Origin of the sequence: Streptomyces odontotermitis (assembly GCF_050510915.1) — a bacterium.
In the GTDB taxonomy this organism is placed as follows: Bacteria; Actinomycetota; Actinomycetes; order Streptomycetales; family Streptomycetaceae; genus Streptomyces.
In genome coordinates this window covers 1-18,074 of record NZ_JBNJLS010000033.1, presented here as the reverse complement: position 1 = coordinate 18,074, position 18,074 = coordinate 1, and the positions used below count along the sequence as shown (strand labels likewise).

At 69.6% G+C, this 18,074-nt stretch carries 21 protein-coding genes; 12 read left to right on the top strand and 9 right to left on the bottom strand.

The genetic code is table 11. The features are described from left to right. Window positions 1-58: 58 nt before the first annotated feature. On the bottom strand, window positions 59-808 hold the full coding sequence (locus tag ACQB60_RS43960; protein WP_496931721.1) for a SigE family RNA polymerase sigma factor: 750 nt from the start codon (window positions 806-808) through the stop codon (window positions 59-61). A gap of 180 nt (window positions 809-988) precedes the next feature. Here ACQB60_RS43960 and afsQ1 point away from each other — a divergent pair, with 180 nt between their 5' ends. The 5 genes from afsQ1 (at window position 989) to ACQB60_RS43935 (ending at window position 4,777) form a co-directional block, all read left to right on the top strand. Next, window positions 989-1,666, top strand: a complete 678-nt coding sequence (afsQ1, locus tag ACQB60_RS43955) for a two-component system response regulator AfsQ1 (RefSeq protein ID WP_384845731.1) — start codon at window positions 989-991, stop codon at window positions 1,664-1,666. Continuing rightward, a complete protein-coding gene (locus ACQB60_RS43950) occupies window positions 1,663-3,270 on the top strand; it encodes an ATP-binding protein (protein ID WP_496931720.1) in 1,608 nt (535 codons plus the stop codon). The genes afsQ1 and ACQB60_RS43950 overlap by 4 nt, the downstream gene beginning before the upstream one ends. After that, window positions 3,267-3,869 (top strand): hypothetical protein, encoded by a 603-nt coding sequence (locus ACQB60_RS43945; RefSeq protein ID WP_496931719.1) that lies wholly within the window; start codon window positions 3,267-3,269, stop codon window positions 3,867-3,869. The genes ACQB60_RS43950 and ACQB60_RS43945 overlap by 4 nt, the downstream gene beginning before the upstream one ends. A 105-nt stretch (window positions 3,870-3,974) precedes the next feature. Beyond that, window positions 3,975-4,478: a VanZ family protein gene (locus ACQB60_RS43940; protein WP_496931718.1), complete on the top strand. Its 504-nt coding sequence runs from the start codon at window positions 3,975-3,977 to the stop codon at window positions 4,476-4,478. 92 nt (window positions 4,479-4,570) lie between these two features. Next, complete coding sequence (locus ACQB60_RS43935; protein WP_384845739.1) at window positions 4,571-4,777, top strand: PspC domain-containing protein; 207 nt, start codon at window positions 4,571-4,573, stop codon at window positions 4,775-4,777. A gap of 82 nt (window positions 4,778-4,859) precedes the next feature. Here the strand turns inward: ACQB60_RS43935 and ACQB60_RS43930 are convergent, their stop codons facing one another. After that, a complete protein-coding gene (locus ACQB60_RS43930; protein ID WP_496931717.1) occupies window positions 4,860-5,267 on the bottom strand; it encodes an ATP-binding protein in 408 nt (135 codons plus the stop codon). Window positions 5,268-5,403: 136 nt separating this feature from the next. Beyond that, on the bottom strand, window positions 5,404-6,579 hold the full coding sequence (locus ACQB60_RS43925) for an adenosine deaminase (protein ID WP_496931716.1): 1,176 nt from the start codon (window positions 6,577-6,579) through the stop codon (window positions 5,404-5,406). Between the two features lie 161 nt (window positions 6,580-6,740). Here ACQB60_RS43925 and ACQB60_RS43920 point away from each other — a divergent pair, with 161 nt between their 5' ends. Beyond that, on the top strand, window positions 6,741-7,502 hold the full coding sequence (locus tag ACQB60_RS43920; RefSeq protein WP_496931715.1) for an alpha/beta hydrolase family protein: 762 nt from the start codon (window positions 6,741-6,743) through the stop codon (window positions 7,500-7,502). Window positions 7,503-7,589: 87 nt separating this feature from the next. On the opposite strand, the gene ACQB60_RS43915 is transcribed toward ACQB60_RS43920, so the two are convergent. Next, window positions 7,590-8,558, bottom strand: coding sequence for a LysR family transcriptional regulator (locus ACQB60_RS43915; protein ID WP_496931714.1), 969 nt, complete (start codon window positions 8,556-8,558; stop codon window positions 7,590-7,592). Window positions 8,559-8,620: 62 nt separating this feature from the next. Between ACQB60_RS43915 and ACQB60_RS43910 the strand changes: the two genes are divergently transcribed. Then, complete coding sequence (locus tag ACQB60_RS43910) at window positions 8,621-9,976, top strand: MFS transporter (RefSeq protein ID WP_496931713.1); 1,356 nt, start codon at window positions 8,621-8,623, stop codon at window positions 9,974-9,976. 162 nt (window positions 9,977-10,138) lie between these two features. Further along, entirely contained in the window at window positions 10,139-11,119 is a 981-nt protein-coding gene (locus tag ACQB60_RS43905) for a sigma-70 family RNA polymerase sigma factor (RefSeq protein WP_496931712.1), read from the top strand. Here the strand turns inward: ACQB60_RS43905 and ACQB60_RS43900 are convergent. Beyond that, on the bottom strand, window positions 11,030-11,419 hold the full coding sequence (locus tag ACQB60_RS43900; protein ID WP_496931711.1) for an STAS domain-containing protein: 390 nt from the start codon (window positions 11,417-11,419) through the stop codon (window positions 11,030-11,032). The two genes, ACQB60_RS43905 and ACQB60_RS43900, sit on opposite strands and share 90 nt — an antisense overlap. Window positions 11,420-11,503: 84 nt before the next feature. Continuing rightward, window positions 11,504-12,088 (bottom strand): Uma2 family endonuclease, encoded by a 585-nt coding sequence (locus ACQB60_RS43895; protein WP_496931710.1) that lies wholly within the window; start codon window positions 12,086-12,088, stop codon window positions 11,504-11,506. A 497-nt stretch (window positions 12,089-12,585) separates the two neighbouring features. On the opposite strand from ACQB60_RS43895, the gene ACQB60_RS43890 reads away from it, so the two are divergent. Continuing rightward, window positions 12,586-13,113 carry a hypothetical protein gene (locus tag ACQB60_RS43890; protein WP_496931709.1) on the top strand — a complete coding sequence of 176 codons (528 nt, stop codon included), beginning with the start codon at window positions 12,586-12,588 and terminating at the stop codon, window positions 13,111-13,113. A gap of 447 nt (window positions 13,114-13,560) precedes the next feature. Here the strand turns inward: ACQB60_RS43890 and ACQB60_RS43885 are convergent, their stop codons facing one another. From ACQB60_RS43885 to ACQB60_RS43875, 3 genes are all read right to left on the bottom strand, one after another. Then, window positions 13,561-13,959, bottom strand: coding sequence for a hypothetical protein (locus ACQB60_RS43885; protein ID WP_496931708.1), 399 nt, complete (start codon window positions 13,957-13,959; stop codon window positions 13,561-13,563). Between the two features lie 71 nt (window positions 13,960-14,030). Beyond that, a complete protein-coding gene (locus tag ACQB60_RS43880; RefSeq protein WP_496931707.1) occupies window positions 14,031-14,462 on the bottom strand; it encodes a glycine-rich domain-containing protein in 432 nt (143 codons plus the stop codon). 130 nt (window positions 14,463-14,592) lie between these two features. Beyond that, window positions 14,593-15,042, bottom strand: a complete 450-nt coding sequence (locus ACQB60_RS43875) for a hypothetical protein (RefSeq protein WP_496931706.1) — start codon at window positions 15,040-15,042, stop codon at window positions 14,593-14,595. A 153-nt stretch (window positions 15,043-15,195) separates the two neighbouring features. Here ACQB60_RS43875 and ACQB60_RS43870 point away from each other — a divergent pair, with 153 nt between their 5' ends. From ACQB60_RS43870 to ACQB60_RS43860, 3 genes are all read left to right on the top strand, one after another. After that, window positions 15,196-16,410 (top strand): NsdA family TPR-like regulatory protein, encoded by a 1,215-nt coding sequence (locus ACQB60_RS43870; protein ID WP_496931705.1) that lies wholly within the window; start codon window positions 15,196-15,198, stop codon window positions 16,408-16,410. Beyond that, on the top strand, window positions 16,401-16,925 hold the full coding sequence (locus ACQB60_RS43865; protein ID WP_496931704.1) for a GNAT family N-acetyltransferase: 525 nt from the start codon (window positions 16,401-16,403) through the stop codon (window positions 16,923-16,925). The genes ACQB60_RS43870 and ACQB60_RS43865 overlap by 10 nt, the downstream gene beginning before the upstream one ends. 371 nt (window positions 16,926-17,296) lie before the next feature. Beyond that, window positions 17,297-18,074: helix-turn-helix domain-containing protein (locus ACQB60_RS43860; protein WP_496931703.1), on the top strand; the 778-nt coding region annotated here is incomplete at its 3' end.

Below are 18,074 nucleotides of genomic sequence, written 5' to 3'. Positions count from 1 at the left end.
TCCCCCCGGAGCGGCGGCCCCCGTTTCCCCGTGTTCCCCCGTGTTCCCCCCAGATCCCTCAGGCCACGAGCTCGCCGAAGGACTCCTCCTGGTCACGGCCGAAGCTGAGGACCTCGTCCTCGCGCAGCCGGCGCAGGGAGCGCCAGATGCTGGACTTCACCGTGCCCACGCTGATGTCGAGGATGTCCGCGATCTCCGGGTCCGTGCGGCCCTCGTAGTAGCGCAGGACCAGCATGGTGCGCTGGAGTTCGGGCAGCCGGGCCAGGGCCTGCCACAGGACGGCGCGCAGCTCGGTGCCGCGCATCGCGTCCGTGTCGCCCACCGTCTCCGGCAGCTCCTCGGTCGGGTATTCGTTCAGCTTGCGGCGGCGCCACGCGCTGATGTGCAGGTTCGTCATGGTGCGACGGAGATAGCCGCCGACGGCCGCTTTGTCGCTGATGCGGTCCCATGCCCGGTACGTCGAGAAGAGGGCGCTCTGCAGCAGGTCCTCGGCCTCGAAGCGGTCACCGGTCAGGTGGTAGGCGGTGGCGTACAGGGAGGCGCGGCGCTCCTGGACGTAGGCGGTGAACTCCGCCTCCGACAGGGACTTCCGCTCCCCCGTGTCCTCCCCGTACGCGGCTCCCCCGTGAGCTCCCCCGTCGTTTCCCCCGTGGTGCGCGTCAACCACCGTCATGTACGCGGTGTGCTGACGCCCGGTGCCGCGAGCGCACCCCCGCCCGCTCACGGCACCGGACTTCTCCTGGCTCCGTCCGACGTCGTGCAGACGCGTGACAACTGCGCTTGAGCTGGTGCTGTGCAGCGTGTTCATCTTGCGCCCCCCGTCGGTGGAGTCCGGCTTTTCCGTGTGACCAAAACTCTGCCCGAGCCACTTCATGACGGTGTCCGCCGACTGTCACAGGCCTGTCACAGGGCTCCGGGTCGTGTGGGTCGAGTGTGGGAGCGCTCCGACGGTCGAACTGGGGCCGTGCCATGGGACAGAATGACGTCCGTGCCTTCCCTGTTGCTGATCGAGGACGACGACGCCATCCGGACGGCCCTGGAGCTTTCATTGACGCGCCAGGGGCACCGGGTGGCCACTGCTGCCACCGGCGAGGACGGCCTGAAGCTGCTCAGCGAGCAGCGGCCGGACCTGATCGTGCTGGATGTGATGCTGCCCGGCATCGACGGCTTCGAGGTGTGCCGTCGCATCCGGCGCACCGACCAGCTGCCGATCATCCTGCTCACCGCGCGCAACGACGACATCGACGTGGTCGTGGGCCTGGAGTCGGGCGCCGACGACTATGTGGTCAAACCCGTGCAGGGGCGGGTCCTTGACGCGCGGATCCGCGCGGTGCTGCGGCGCGGCGAGCGGGAGGCCAACGACGCGGCCTCCTTCGGCTCTCTGGTGATCGACCGGGCCGCCATGACCGTCACCAAGAACGGCGAGGACCTGCAACTGACCCCGACCGAGCTGCGGTTGCTCCTCGAGCTGAGCCGCCGGCCCGGACAGGCCCTGTCGCGGCAGCAGTTGCTGCGGCTCGTGTGGGAGCACGACTACCTCGGTGACTCGCGGCTCGTGGACGCGTGCGTACAGCGGCTGCGCGCGAAGGTGGAGGACGTGCCGTCCTCGCCGACCCTGATCCGTACGGTGCGCGGCGTCGGCTATCGGCTGGACACGCCTCAGTGACCAAACCGCAGGACAAGCTCCGCGGTTGGGCCGCGGCGCGCAAGGCGATACTGGCGGGACTGCGCTTCACGAGTCTGCGGCTGCGGCTCGTCGTGGTGTTCGCCCTCGTGGCGCTCACCGCGGCGGTCAGCGCCTCGGGCATCGCGTACTGGCTCAACCGCGAAGCGGTGCTCACGCGCGCGCAGGACGCGGCGCTGAAGGACTTCCAGCAGCAGCTGCAGACGCGCGCCGCCGCGCTGCCGCCGCACCCGACCCGGGACCAGCTCCAGCAGGCCGTGGGCCTGATGGCGAGCAGCAGCCAGGGCTACAGCGTGCTGCTGATCGCGACGGACGCCCAGGGCGACACCGTCACCGGCTACTCGGACCTGGGGCAGTTCACGCTGGCCAAGGTGCCCAGGTCGCTGCGGCAGGCGGTCGACAAGGAGCAGCCGCTCACCTCCAGCAACAAGAGCCCCTACCACCTGTACTGGCAGCGGACCGTCGATCACGGCACCCCGTATCTGGTGGGCGGCGCCAAGGTGATCGGGGGCGGGCCGACCGCGTACATGCTCAAGTCCCTTGAGCCAGAAGCCAAGGACCTGAGTTCGCTGGGGTGGTCGCTCGCGATCGCCACGGGGCTCGCGCTCATCGGGGCCGCGCTGCTCGCGCAGGCCGCGGCGACCACCGTGCTGAAGCCGGTGCACCGGCTCGGCGTCGCCGCGCGGCGGCTCGGTGAGGGGAAGCTCGATACGCGGCTCCGGGTGTCGGGGACGGATGAACTCGCGGATCTTTCCCGGACGTTCAACCGGACCGCGGCGAACCTGGAGAAGAAGGTCGAGGACATGAGCGCGCGGGACGAGGCGTCGCGGCGCTTCGTCGCCGACATGTCCCACGAGCTGCGCACCCCGCTGACCGCGATCACCGCCGTGACGGAGGTCCTGGAGGAGGAGCTCGACGCCGAGACCGGCTCCGTGGACCCGATGATCGAACCCGCCGTGCGTCTCGTGGTCAGCGAGACCCGGCGCCTGAACGACCTGGTGGAGAACCTGATGGAGGTCACCCGCTTCGACGCGGGGACGGCCCGTCTCGTCCTGGACGACGTCGACATCGCCGACCAGATCACCGCGTGCATCGACGCACGGGCCTGGCTCGACGCCGTCGAGCTCGACGCCGAGCGGGGCAGCATCGTCCGGCTCGACCCGCGCCGCCTCGACGTCATCCTGGCCAACCTGATCGGCAACGCCCTCAAGCACGGCGGCTCGCCGGTGGAGGTCTCGGTGCGCCTGGAGGGCGAGAAGCTGGTGATCGGCGTGCGCGACCACGGTCCCGGCATCCCCCAGGACGTGCTGCCGCACGTCTTCGACCGGTTCTACAAGGCCAGTGCCTCACGGCCGCGCTCGGAGGGCAGCGGGCTCGGCCTGTCCATCGCCCTGGAGAACGCGCACATCCACGGCGGCGAGATCACCGCGGCCAACCACCCCAAGGGCGGCGCCGTCTTCACACTGCGCCTGCCCCGGGACGCCTCGCCCCTGACGGCGACGGACCAGGGCGAGAACGGGAACGGGAACGGCTCCGGTGCCGGCACCGGGGACAGCCGCGTCACGAGCGAAGGAGAAGGCCGATGAGGGGGCGGGCGCTGCGCGCCGGGCTGCTCGTCGCCGGGCTCGCCACGGTGCTCGCCGGGTGCGGGATCCGGTCGACGGAGGTGCCCACCGACTTCGGTCCTGCGCCCTCCCGTTCGGCCTGTCTCCTGTCGGGCGGCGGGCTCGCCCCGAAGTCGAGCAGCGCGGTGCCGGTGCAGGTCTATCTGGTGTGCGGGGCGCAGCTGGTGACCGTGGACCGGTCGGTGCGGATCGCCACGGACAAGCCCACCACGGACCGCGTCCGCATCGCGCAGGCGCTCCTGGACCAGCTCGCCACGTCGCCGTCGGAGGCCGAGGAGCAGGCGGGCTTCTCCACGGACGTGCGCGGCGGCACGGTGGTCTCGGGACCGCGCGCGGGCGACCCCGACGACGCGCTCCGCTTCAGTACGCGGCCCGAGGACCTGTCGTCGTTCGCGCTCGCCCAGATCGTCTGCACGTACGCCAGCAGCGCGGCGGCGGACGGCGACCGCTCGGTGGTGCTCGGCGGCCCTGGCGACGACCCCCTGGAGCGCTACGAGTGCACGCCTGAGGTGCGCGCACGGCCCGGCACGGAGGCGCCGCCGTCGGAGACGGTGAAGTAGCGCGACCGGAGAAGCGCGGGAGGCGGAACCGATCCTCCCGGTGCGGGCGTCTTGGGGGGCGTGCGTCAAGGCTCGGGCGGCCACGGTGCCGCCATCCGCATCCGTGTGGCAGGAGGACTCCTCCTCGTCGCGCATCTTCTGTTCGTCGGCTGGCTCACGCTGCGTCCGCTGGACGTGCCGTACGTGAGCGCGGCGAACTTCCAGCCCTTCGCCGGGATCAAGGCGGATCTGGCACTCGGCCCGGGTGAGGCCGTGCGGCACCTGGGCAGCGGGATGCTGCTGCTCGCGCCGCTCGGGGTGCTGCTTCCGCTGGCCGGGGGGCGGCTCGACGTGTCGCCGGTGGCGTCCCTGGCGCGCACCGTCGCGGCGGGCGCGCTGCTCTCCCTCGGCATCGAGCTGCTGCAGACCGGGGTGCCGGGGCAGGTCGTGGACGTCGACTCGCTGCTCCTGAACACCGTGGGGGTGGCCCTCGCGCATCTCGTGGTGGTGCCCGCCGCCCGGGCCAGGCTGCGCCGCTGTCGCTCCACGGGACGAGCCGTCGCAGGTCCGCGGGAGGACATCCCTCAGGGGTCGACCCCGACGATTCCCAGGGTCGGGATCGCCCCGTAGTCCGACGCTTTGCCCCCTTCGCGACCGTAGCTTTGAGGACATCGAGAGGCCCACACAGGAGCCTCGTCCCTACGGTTCTGAAGGAGCCCGCCATGACCGCCCTTGCCCGCCCCACCCACGGCCGGATGATCGGCGGAGTGTGCGCGGCCCTCGCCCGCCGCTTCGGTACGTCGGCGACGACGATGCGCGTGATCTTCGTGCTCTCCTGCCTGCTCCCCGGCCCGCAGTTCCTGCTCTACATCGCGCTGTGGATCCTGCTGCCCTCGGAGGGCAAGGCCGGCGCCCGCGAAGCCTGGTGACGACCACATGAGTACGAGGATGGGGCGCCCCCCTGTGCAGGGGCGCCCCATCCTCGTATGCGCGGAGCTTCGGCGCGTGCGGTCAGCCCATGCTGACGGGCAGGCCGCCGCCGGGGCCGCCGACCGGCAGGTTGCTGCTGCTCACGGGCAGGCCGCCGAGCAGCCCGGAGAGCGGGTCGCCGCCCTTCGCGCCCGCCTTGGTGTCGGCCTTGTCGTCGCTCGGCAGGACCGAGGGGGCGGTCTGCTCGATGGTGGGCTTGGCGGTACTGAGGCCGCTCGCGAGGGCGTTCTGCCCGGCGGCCAGGGACTCCGGGGCGCCGGCGGGCAGCGTCTTGGCGGCGTCCTCGACCGGCAGCATCGAGGTGACGGTGCCGACGGCCTGGGCCGCGTCCGGCACCGCGGGTGCGGCGTTGGCGGCACCCGCACCGGCGGCGGCGAAGGCGGCACCGAGCGCGGCGACACCGAGGGTCTTGGCAGCAGACTGCTTCATCTTCAATGCGTCCTTGATGACGGGGTCTTTGAGCGGTGCAACGACCGTAAACATGCCGCCGGGACGCCCGCAAACACCGAAATGCGGCCGGGAATTGAGGCTCCCGGCCGCTGACGGTTCGCACGAATTCTCGTCGTTACTCCACAGAACCGCTGGTCGAAGCGGTCTGACGGAACAGCCATTCGGACTTCAGCTCGGCGTATCCGGGCTTGATGACGTCGTTGATCATGGCCAGTCGTTCATCGAAAGGAATGAATGCTGATTTCATCGCATTGACAGTGAACCACTGCATGTCGTCGAGCGTGTAGCCGAATGTACCGACCAGGTGCTCGAACTCGCGGCTCATGCTGGTGCCCGACATCAGGCGGTTGTCGGTGTTCACGGTCGCGCGGAAGTGCAGCTTGCGGAGCAGACCGATGGGGTGCTCGGCGTAGGAACTGGCCGCGCCCGTCTGGAGGTTGGAGCTGGGGCACATCTCCAGGGGGATGCGCTTGTCGCGCACGTACGAGGCGAGGCGGCCGAGCTTCACGGTGCCGTCGTCGGCGACCTGGATGTCATCGATGATGCGCACGCCGTGGCCGAGCCGGTCGGCGCCGCACCACTGGAGGGCCTGCCAGATGGAGGGGAGGCCGAACGCCTCACCGGCGTGGATGGTGAAGTGGTTGTTCTCGCGCTTCAGGTACTCGAAGGCGTCGAGGTGGCGGGTGGGAGGGAAGCCGGCCTCGGCGCCCGCGATGTCGAAGCCGACGACGCCCAAGTCGCGGTAGCGGTTGGCGAGTTCGGCGATCTCCAGGGCGCGGGCGGCGTGCCGCATGGCGGTGAGGAGGGCGCCGACGCGGATGCGGTGGCCGTTCTCCCTCGCGCGGCGCTCGCCCTCGCGGAAGCCCTCGTTGACCGCCTCGACGACCTCTTCGAGGGTGAGGCCCTGCTCCAGGTGCTGCTCCGGCGCGTACCGGATCTCGGCGTAGACGACGCCGTCCTCGGCGAGGTCCTCGGCGCACTCGGCGGCGACGCGCCTGAGGGCATCCTTCGTCTGCATGACGGCGCAGGTGTGGGCGAAGGTCTCCAGGTAGCGCGGGAGCGAACCGGAGTCGGCGGCCTCGCGGAACCAGATCCCGAGCTTGTCGGGGTCGGTCTCGGGGAGGCCCGTATAGCCCTGCTCCTGAGCGAGTTCGACGATCGTGCCCGGCCGCAGGCCGCCGTCGAGGTGGTCGTGCAGAAGCACCTTGGGGGCCCGGCGGATCTGCTCGGGGCTCGGGATCTCGCGGTCGCTGGGACCAGTTGCGCTGCTCTGGCTCGGCTGGCTCGTCATTTCCGCACTCTAACGCCTACGCGCGTAGATCACCGGGGGTTCGCGCGCGGTCGATACGGAACGGTTATACGTAACACTCGGACCCCGCCGATCGACAGCGATACGCAACAGTGACCCGGCGGACGGGTCGCGTACACCATGGCTTCTGACACTGTTCTGTCATGGCACAGCAAGGGACGGCGGAGCCTGCGCGCTCGGCCAGGCTGGGGCGCGCGATCGGTACCGGCGCCGGGGCGGTGAGCGGGGCGGTGCTCTTACTGCCCTCCGGCCACGAGACATCCACCCGCAGACCCTCCCCGCTCGCCACCGCCTCGGTGCGCGGGCTCGGCCGGCGGCTCGCCCACGACGGCCGGGACGCGGGGCTCGCCACCCACGTCGTGCACTACCGCTACCGCGGCTGGAACGGGGCCGAGGCGCAGCTGGCGCGCGACGCGACCTGGGCGGCCGACGAGGTCGTACGGCGGTACGGGGACGTGCCCGTCTGTCTCGTCGGCGTGGACATGGGCGGGCGCGCGGCGCTTCGGGCGGGCGGGCACCCGGCGGTCAACTCCGTGCTCGCGCTGGCCCCTTGGCTGCCGGAGGAGGACGTGGCGGCGCCGCCCGAGCCGGTGAAGCAACTGGCGGGGCGGCGGGTGCTGATCGTGCACGGCACGAACGACCTGCGGACCGACCCCGAGCTGTCCTTCCGGCTCGCCGAGCGCGCCAAGAAGACGAACCGGGAGGTGTGCCGGTTCGAAGTGCACTCGGACGGGCACGGCTTGCGCCAGCACCACGCCGAAGTCCACGCGCTCGCCGTGGACTTCGTGATGGGGGTGCTGTTCGGACGGGACTTCGCGCGGCCCCTGGAGGACGCGTTGGCGGCGCCGCCGCCGTTGGGGCTTCGCATGCCGTTGGCCTCCGGCTTCGGGCAGTCTCTCGGGTGACCCTTCGGGTCGGGGTGCGCTTCGGCATGGGCGCCCTCTCGGGGGCTTCGCCCCCGGACCCCCGTATCGGCGCTGCGCGCCTCGTCCTCAATCGCCGGACAGGCTCTGATTCAGCAGGGTGCCCTTCCTGTTCAGCAAGAACCTCTTGAACGCCGCCACCGGCGGTGTGTCCGGGTGGCCGTCCAGCCAGGCCACGCCGATCTCGCGGACCGCCCGCTGGCCCGTCACCGTCAGTTCGACAACTCCCGGGCGCGGCACGGCCGGTGGGGGCAGGAGGGCCACGCCGAGGCCCGCCGCCACCAGGCCGCGCAGGGTCTCCGCCTCCTCGCCCTCGAAGGCGATGCGGGGCTTGAAGCCCGCCTCCTGGCAGAGGTTGTCGGTGATGCGGCGCAGGCCGTAGCCCGGTTCGAGGGTGACGAAGGATTCGTCGGCGGTCTCGGCGAGGCGGACGCGCTTGCGGGTGGCCAGGCGGTGGTCGTCGGGGACGACCAGGCGCAGCCGCTGTTCGTCGAGGCGGCGGGCGACGAGGTCGGGGGCGTCGGGCACGGGGGACGTCAGACAGAGGTCGAGGTCGCCCGCCCGCAGGCGCTCGATCATGGCCTCCCCGTAGTTCTGGACGAGGCTGAAGCGGATGCGCGGGTGGTCGGCGCGGAAGGCGCGGATCAGGCCGGGCACCGTCTCGGAGCCCATGGTGTGCAGGAAGCCGAACGCGACCTTGCCCGAGTCCGGGTCGGCATCGGCGCGGACCGACTCGGCCGCCTTCCCCACCTCCGCGAGCGCCCGCTCCACCGACGTCAGGAACGTGCGGCCCGCGGGCGTGAGCGAGACCGTGCGGCCGTGGCGCGCGAACAGGTCGACTCCGAGGTCCTGTTCGAGGCGGACGAGGGCGCGGGACAGCGTCGACTGGGGGACCTGGAGTTCCTGGGCGGCCCGCGTCACGTGCTCGGTGCGGGCGACGCCCGCGAAGTAGGCGAGCCGCGGGGCGAGCAGTGTGACGATGTCCTCTGTGTCACTGTTCCGTGACAGGCGCGGCTGTGAGCTCGGTTGATGCGGCACGGGATCGATTATGGCTCTTTCATGCATTGGACGCATCAGTGGCGCGGTCGTACGTTCGGTGCATGCCTTCCGCCAGTAGCGGGGCGGCCGCCGACGACAGTCGTGCGGTCGCCCTCGATCAGTCGTTCCCTGCCGCCGCCTCCGATTCCTCTCCCTCCTCCACCGACTCGCGCATGGCGCCCGGCGGGCCGGGATTCCGGCGGATGAGCTTCGCTCTCTTCCTCGCCGGGGTCGCGACGTTCGCGCTGCTGTACTCCACCCAGGCCCTGCTCCCCCTCGTCTCCGGCGACTTCGGGGTGAGCGCCTCGACCGCGAGCTGGACCGTGTCGGGGGCGACGGGCGCGCTCGCGCTGTTCGTGCTGCCGCTGAGCGCGCTGTCCGAGCGGTTCGGGCGGCGGACGCTGATGACGGTGTCGCTGACGGTCGCGGTCGCGGTGGGACTGCTCGTCCCCTTCGCGCCGTCGATCGGCGCGCTGATCGCGCTGCGCGCCGTACAGGGCGCGGCGCTCGCCGGCCTGCCGGCCTCCGCGATGGCGTACCTGGCGGAGGAGGTGCGGCCGAAGGCGCTGGTCGGCGCGATCGGCATGTTCGTGGCGGGCAACTCCATCGGCGGCATGAGCGGCCGCATCATCACCGGCTGGGTCGCGCAGGTCTGGGGCTGGCGCGTGGCCGTCGGCGTGGTCGGCGTCATCGCCGTGCTGTGCGCGCTCGCCTTCCGGGCGCTGCTGCCCGCGCCCCGGCACTTCACGCGGGGCCCGGTCAGCCCGAAGTCCCTCGCGCGTACGGTCCGTTCGCATCTGTCGAACCCGCTGCTGTGCCGCTTGTACGCGATCGGGGCGCTCTTCATGACGGTGTTCGGGGCGGTGTACACCGTGATCGGGTACCGCCTGACGGAGGCGCCGTTCTCCCTCCCCCAGGGTGTGATCGGCTCGATCTTCCTCGTGTACCTGGTGGGCACGGTCTCCTCGGCGGCGGCCGGGAAGCTCGTGGCGCGGCTCGGGCGGCGCGGGGCGCTGTACCTGGCGGTGGGCACGACGGCGGCGGGCCTGCTCCTCTCCCTCTCGGACGCGCTGGCGGCGGTGCTGCTCGGGCTCGTCCTGATCACCGCCGGGTTCTTCGCGGGGCACGCGGTGGCCTCCTCGTCCGTGAGCCGGACCGCCGAGACGGGGCGCGCGCAGGCGTCGGCGCTGTACCAGTCCGCGTACTACCTGGGCTCCAGCGCGGGCGCGGCCCTCGGCGCGACGGCGTACCGGGCCGGCGGCTGGGGCGGGGCCGTGGGGCTCGGGCTGCTTGCGGTGCTCGGCGTGGTGTCGGTGACGCTGTACGGGAGCAGGGCGGCGCGGGTGGAGCGGGTGCGGCACGGGCAGGGGGTGGCCGCTGTGGGGCATGTGGCCAGGATGGCGCACATACGTCGCTGACCTGCAACTTCCCCTGCTCGCCGGGCGATTGTCAGTGGGCTCAGGTAGCTTCCTTGAGTGTCGGCGCGACTGCGTGCCGGACGAGGACCTGATCCACCGGACAGGCCCTGGGGACGACCAGCGACGATCAAGGCGATCTCGCGGTGATCAGGGGTGGGGACCATGGGTGATCTGGCGACGACGGCAGACCTGGACTCCCGCCTCGAGGGCCACCGGACCGAGCTGACCGGCTACTGCTACCGGATGCTCGGCTCGGCCTTCGAGGCGGAGGACGCGGTGCAGGACACGCTCGTGCGGGCGTGGCGCAACATCGACAAGTTCGAGGGGCGTTCCTCGCTCCGCTCCTGGCTGTACCGCATCGCGACGAACGTCTGCCTGGACATGCTCAACGCGGGCAACAAACGGGCCCGCCCCATGGACCTGACGGCAGCCGCGCCCTTGGCCCAGGCGGCCCTGACTCCCCGCGCGGACAACGTCTGGCTGGAGCCGATGCCGGACGCCCGCGTGCTTCCGTCCGTCTCGGACCCGGCGGAGGCCGCGGTGGCGAAGGAGTCGGTGCGCCTCGCGTTCATGGCGGCCCTGCAGCAACTGCCGCCGAAGCAGCGGGCGGTGCTGATCCTGCGCGAGGTCCTGGCGTGGAAGGCGAGCGAGGTCGCCGAGCTGATCGACACCTCGGTCGCCTCGGTCAACAGCGCGCTGCAGCGGGCCCGCGCGACGCTGGCGGAGACCCCGAAGGACGACACCGCGACGTCCGACCCGCTGGACGAGGACCAGCAGAAGCTCCTCGACCGCTACGTGGCGGCCTTCGAGGGCTACGACATGAAGGCACTCACGGAGCTGCTCGCCGAGGACGCCGTCATGACGATGCCGCCGTTCGACCTCTGGCTCCAGGGCACCTCCGACATCACGGGCTTCATGTCGACGATGGGCGCGGCCTGCGCCAACGGCCGCCTGCTGCCGGTGAGTGTGAACGGCACGCCGGGCTTCGCCCAGTACAAGCCCGACCCGGACAACGGCGGCTTCATGCCGTGGTCGATCCAGGTCATCGAGATCTCAGAGGGCCGCATCGCCGGATTCCACTGCTTCCTCGACACGGAGAGGTGGTTCCCGCTGTTCGGGGTGCCGCTCCATCTCGACGACTAGGCCGAGGAGTTCGGAGAAGCCCGCGAGGTCGAGCAGGGCCTGGAGCGCGGGGGTGGGGTTGCGTAGCTGCACCCTGCCTCCCGCTCTGCGGGCGGCCAACTGGGCTCTGGCGAGGGCGTCGAGGGTGGCGAGACCGGGTGGCCCGAGGCCCGCGACGTCGACGACGACGGTGCCGGTGGGACTCGCTCGGACGTGGCCTTGCAGGTCAACACAGAGGCGGGGCACTGCGTCCTGGTCGAGGGTGCCGGTCAGGGTCAGGTGGGGCGGGGTGTCGGGGTGGGGCCAGCTGTCGGTGTCCATGGTGGGTGGACTGTGCGGAGGGGCGGAACTCATCGGTGGGGTGCGGTGCTTTGCGGTGCCCCGCCGGGGCCGGGGCAGTCCGGGTCAGTCCGTGGGGAACTCGGAGGTGTCGATGTCCACGTCGAAGGGGTCCGGGAGCTTGATGGTCTCGCCGAACTTGCAGGCGTGGAGGGTGCGATAGACGTCGCCGGTAGGTTCCCCGTAGAGAGTGATCGTGGGGCCGCCTGGGGCCCAGCGGTCGATGAGGAGGTAGAGAGGGATGGCGGCGGCCGCATAGCTCGCGCGCTTGGTGATGCGGTCATGGCTGGCGTTGCGCGGCGATGTGATTTCGACGACCAGCTCCACGGCAGTCACGGGGGTGGCGTTGCCTTCCACCGCATCTTCCGGAGCCACGAACAGGTCGGGTTGGTAGCGTCCGAGGCGCGAAGGCATGTCAAGGGCGACGTTCTGGAAGATGCCCCAGTCCTCAGGCAACACAGCGGTCAGAGGGCGCTGCAGCTTCCAAGCAACCTTGCCGTGCTGGTCAGTAGGTGCTGGTGTCACAGTGACGAGGCCCTCGATGATCTCCACCTTGCAGCCCTCGGGGGCATCCGTACCTTCCCAGGTCCGGACGATGTCGTCCCACTCGTGGCCGTAGCTCACGGAGTGGTCGACAGTGAGTGCGCTCATTGGCGGTCTCCAATCGGTCGTCACCGATCCCAGCATGCCGAACGGGACCGGCACTGGTCCACCGATCCCGTTCACCCGTACGAGAGTTCGTCCCGAGGTCGGGCTGGCAGGACCTCGAAGTGGTGTTCCCCGCTTCACGCGCGCCGACCATCCCGTGTCGGTGAGGCAGGACAGGCGGCCCGCACCGGTCACCCGACCCGGAGGTGCGGGCGAAGACTTCGTCGAGCATCTGAAACACGGTGACGCGGCGGCCGATGCCCTTGTGCGTGCTGTCCATCGGAGGCCCCGGAGAGGACGGCCCATCGGTCACTGAATCGCGACGGTCACGGGCATTCCGATAGCGATGGGTGGGTGGAGGACGTGGGTAGAGGCGCTGTGCGTCAGGTTCCCGGCCTGTGCAGGAGGGGCGGAGGATGCCAGCCTGACCGGGTGTCTCAGGGGGAGGCATTCGGGGGCGTGCCGCCCGTGTGACGGCACGGAACAGGAGACGTTCGTCTATGCGCATCGGCAAAGGGGCAGCTGTAGCCACTGCCGTCGTCCTGTGCTCGCTGACAGCGGCCGGACCGGCTCAGGCCGCCGTAGGAGCAGACAGCGGTGTCTATACAGAAAGCGATCAGTGCGACTGGCTGTCCAACAACGACTTCGTGGGCGCTTCTGGAAGCGCCGACGACGGCGACCGCACCGTCACCACCTACACCGCCAAGGCGACCGACCTCTACGCGTTCGCTGCCATCAGCGGCAGCGTGGAGCGGTACGACAAGGTGTGGATCGACCGGAGCGTCAACCCGTTCGTCATGGGCTCCGACGCGAGCCATCCCAGCGATGACGAGGTACAGGCAAACGGTGGCTGGAAGCAGTGCGGCCCGTACGAGGCAACGTGGTGGAACGCGGCGTGGGACTACTTCGAGAGTCCGACGGTGCAATTGCAGGCCGGTGGAGGCAAGTCCTACGCGGTGCGGGCGTGCATGAGGCCTCATGACTCCGACAAGAGCACGTGTGCCCCCTGGTTCGTCGACCACGGGTAGAGAAATGCAAGGCCCCGCCGGTCCGGGGACTGGCGGGACGTTCCACTGCGAGGGTCGTGTCTGGCCCTCGGTACTTTCACTCAAACTGTGCCCCCCTGCCGCTTCCCGGCGGCAGGCGGCATTCCTCGCTCCGACCGGACCAATGACCACCTGTGCGTGCGCTCATGACGGTCTCCTCTCGGTGCGCCACCGATCCCAGCACGCCGAGCAGGATTGGTGGAGGTCCACCGGCCCCGTTCACCCGTAAGAGAGTTCGTCCCGAGGTCGGGCATCCCGACCTCGGGAGAGACGGTGGATCGGAAGACGCGTACTACGAGCCGTCGTTGGCGACCTGATAGAGCAAAGCAGCGAAGGTAAGCACCACTCCTGCAATGAGGACCGTGACAATGGCGGCCTCCACCACGGCGGAGCGGCGCGGGCGGCGTCGGCGGTTGCGATCCTGGTGGGTCATGGCAGCGCCACGGGGTGGTAGCCATCGATCGTCATGTGTCCCGTGCGCAGGACTTCGTGGTTGCTGGTCAGGACCTCGAAGTGGTGTTCTCGCTCCACCCATGCCGACCATCCCGTGTCCGTGAGGCAGGACAGGCGGCCTGCGCCGGTCACCAGGGAGCGGGTCGACTGGGCGAGAATCCATGCCGCCCACTGCGGGGCACGGTCATGAACCTTGCAGTACTCGCGAGCGAGGGCCCACATGATGTGGGGCGACGTCCGCCGGCGAAGGGTTGCGACGTAGGCAACCTCGCCGAGCTTCCGCCCGTCCTCCGACCCGGAGGTGTAGGCGAAGACTTCGTCGAACATCTGAAACACGGTGATGCGGCGGCCAATGCCCTTGTGCGTGCTGTTCATCGAAGGCCCCAGAGAGGACGGCCGATCGGTGCGGGCCCCGACTCGGGGCCCGCACCGACGGGGAGTTGATGTCAGCAGCAAGGGCCGTCGCCGCAACAGGCCGGCTCGTTGCACTCGGCCGCGACGCCCCACAGCGAGTCGTCGACGTCATAGCCCAGGGCACGGATGCGCGAGGTGACGTCGACCATGGCTGACCGGTCGCGGTAGCGGGAGTTGGGGGCGTGGTGCATATAGCGGCCGTAGCGCTGCATGCACCACTCGGTGTACTCGGCGGAGTGGAGCATGAAGGTGTGCCACGCCGGGTCAACCTGTCGTGAGGGGGACAGGGGTTCGCCGCTGCGGCCCATGGTGTCGAGGAACGCGAGGCCCTCGTCCATGATCCGCTCGGCCATGCACGCTTCGAGGCCGTATTCGGCAGCGCAGAAGTCGGTCAGCCGCTTGAACAGGGCGGGGTCGACGAGATCCCGGCCCTCGAGGGTGGGAGTGTCGATGACTGTTGCCATGATGGTGTCCTGCCTTCCATTCGGGTGGAGGGTGGAATGAGTGGCTGGAGAGGTTGCGACTCTCCGGCCACCGCCCGTTCCGGACCAGGAGGCTGCTTCAACAGACCGGTCAGGGACGGGAGTTCGGGTGCTACTGCTTCTTGCGGTCGTGCATGCGCCCGCATGGTCGGGGCTCCGACATCTCAAGCTTGGGTGGGTTCCTTGCCCCTCGGCGCCGGTAGAGCGCGACGAAGACCCGCACGGATTTCGCGATCTGTCGGCAGCGCTCCCACTCCCGGGGCTGGGTGAGCGCGACGCGCCAATGCCCGGTCTCGTCAAGTTGAGCGAGGGCGTCTTCCGCCATGGCGTACAGGCGCTCATATCCGGTGTCGGTGCGGTCGATCCCGAGATCCAGAGTGACCAGGATCGAGAGCGCCGAGTGCAGTCGCCGCGCGTGGGCATCGATGGTCTGGCGTGAGCGAGGAACGTCGAGTCGTGGGTGCAGGACCCATGCCAAGTCCCGGCCTACCTGGGCGAGGTCGAATGGCGCCCCGTCCTCGGCCATGTCGGCTACCACCACATGCGCGTCTGTCCCGGTCATGATTCAACTCCGTCCGCTTCGGCTTGGTGCTGCCTAGTCAACGGACGACGAGCGGAGCAGGACAGATGAAACAACAGGTCTGCCGCTCGCATAACCCCGGTGATTTTTACCTTCACTCGTGTCCGGGCGGTCGCTCACCGCTACCGTCAAGGCATGGCACAGGAGAATCGTCGACTCGCCGAAAGGGTCGCTGAGCTCTGCTTCTCTCAGGCCGAGTTGGCACGTCAGGTCAACTCGGAGATCGGAATCTTGACGGGCAAACCCGGCAGCGTCACCGATTCCGATGTCCGACGGTGGTTACGCGGTGATACCAAGTGGCCCCAAGAACGCATCAGGCTATGCCTGGAGAAGGTTCTCGGACTCGATGCCGAAGCTCTAGGGTTCGTGCCCGTGCACCGACGTAGGTCTCTTTCCGCCACAAGCGGCAGCGCTCTCGCCATCGCCACTCCCCCGGCCCGGCTCGGAATCAACGACGTGCGGCGCTTCCACCAGGACTACATGGCCATCCTGCGACGAGACCAAGTCGGTGGAGGGGCGCGGAAGGTCGAGAACCTCGCGGTGGAGCTCGCCTCCCGTACCCAGTCCGCACTCGCCATGGCATCGGCTTCGCCCCGAGTCCGGGGTCTGCTTCACCGCCTGGCTGCCGATGTCCTCAGCTCTGCCGCGTTCGCAGCCATCGATGCCAGCTCTCCCGGGCGAGCACGCGCCCATCTCGACAAGGCGCTGGCGTTCGCGGGTCTGTCCAGGCACAGCGAAACGGCGTATCACGTCTGGAACAATCTGACCTTGACGTCAAGCCAGCGGGAGAATCACGCGGAAGCCGTGGCGGGTGCTGAGGTCATGAAGCGCTCCTCCGTTGCCAGGCGCGACCCCTTGTACGCATCGCTGGGACACATGCGCAATGCAAATGGTCTTGCCCGTTTGCAGCACCGTTCCGAGGCGCTGAGGGCGCTCAGCGATGCGGAACGGTCCTTTGCTCGCAGCATCGAGGATCAGCCCACGGAGTGGCAGTGGATCGAGTTCTATGACGCGAGTGAAATAGACGCACTCGCGTCGTTCATGTGGACCGCCCTGGGAGACCACGGCCGCGCCGAGTACTGCCTTCACCGCGCACTTGCTGCCCTCCCCGACGACATGGTCCGCAACAGAGCCCTGTACACCGCACATCTGTCGCTCGCACAGGCCCGGCAGGGCGAGCTGGAGCTCGCGTGCGCAACCGGCAGGCAGGCGTACAAGATGCTCCCCCCGGCGTCCGGGTCGAAGCGCACCACGAACACTCTGGCTGCCACACGCAACGTGCTCGTAGCCTCAGACGCGAGGGCCCCCGAAGTCGTCGAGTGGATCGAGGAGTCTGTCCAATGGACCTGAAGCGCTACACGCACGCCGATGCGCGCGACGTCCGTTCTCTTCTGCTGGACATCCACGCCGAGGCATACGCAGACGACCCCGACCCCTTCCACTCGCGTGAGCGTTTCTCGTACTTCGTCGACCTGTGGTCCTCGCGGGAGAACTGGCAGTGCGTATCGGGGTGGGAGGACGGTGGCCCAGTCGGCTACGCGTACGGCTCCATGCTGAAACCAGGAGGCTGGTGGAAGGGGCACCAGCGACCTGTCACGGCGAGAGGGGCTGTGTTCGCGCTCTCGGAACTCATGGTGATTCCCAAGTGGCGTGGGACCGGCAGGGCGCGGCTACTTCATGACGCCCTGCTCGAATCCGTACCTGCGGATCTCGTTTCGCTCCAAGTCGAGACTGGACGTACCAAAGTCCAAGCTCTGTACGAGCGGTGGGGGTATAGCAAGGCGGGAGAATCACAGCCGTCCGAGGACTCACCTCGCTATGCGGTGATGGTCAAGAAGCTGAAGCACGAATTCCTTTCGGTCTGACGCCTGTTCGCAGATCCGCGTGGCCGCCCCCTACTGAAGTGTGACGGCGTTGATCGCGCCTGACGCACGCCGCCCTGTGTGAGCACCCACCCCTCACCGGATCACACCCCCCGCGACCCGGTGAACCGCGACGCACCCACCCTCGGCGCCCCCTAAAGGACACCGAGCAAGGAACCTTCCAACCTTCCCGCCAACTCCCCTGACCACCAGGGGACTTCGCCAACTCCCCCTGTCATCCCATCGGGTGACGGAGTGGAATATGCAGGAGCGAAGGCGCTACGTTCGCAGCAACAACCGCACACAAAGACGGCCCCCGGCGGGACGGCAATCCCGGTCCGAGGGCCTCACTACGAGGAAGCAAACCCTTCCCCATGAGCTCAGCGCAGTCTAACGCGCCCACTGTCGGCCACGCCCCCAACTCCGGCGGCGTCACCCACATCCGCCACCGCCACACCACCCACTTCACAGTGGTCGGCAATCATCTCGCTCAGCATCGCGCCCTCTCCGCCACCGCCATCGGGCTCGCCGTGTACGTCCAGTCGCTGCCCGACGGGGCCCACGTCGGCATCAAGGTCCTCGCCGCCCGCTTCCCGGAGAGCGAGTACCGGATTGCCGCCGCGTTGCGGGAACTTGAGGCCACCGGGTATCTGGAACGGGCCAAGGTGCGGACCGCCGGGCAGCGGATCGTGACCCGTACGACGTACTTCGACTGCCCTGGCGCACAGCCCTCCGCGCAAGCGCCCGCTCGGGCGAGCACGCCCCCACGACCCGTCGTCTGCCTGGTCAAGCCCCCGCGAGAGCAGCCTGCCCCTCGCCCCCAAGGGCCTGCCGCCGACCTCCTCGCCGGCCTCCGCACCCGCGACCCCCGCCTCACCCTCTCCGTACGGGACGTCGCCGACCTGGTCCCCGCCGTGGAGACCTGGTTGGAACGCCAGGTGACGCCCGAGCAGGTCGCCCGGACACTCAGCGTGGGCCTGCCCGGCGTACCCATTCACCGGCCCGCCCGGCTCCTCGCCCACCGGCTCGAACAGTGGCTGCCACCAGCCCTGCCTGCGCCCATGTCCCCACCAACCGGGGCAGCCGCCACACCCCTTCAGGAATGTGACGGCTGCGACCGGGCCTTCCGCGCTCCGGAACCCGGGCTGTGCC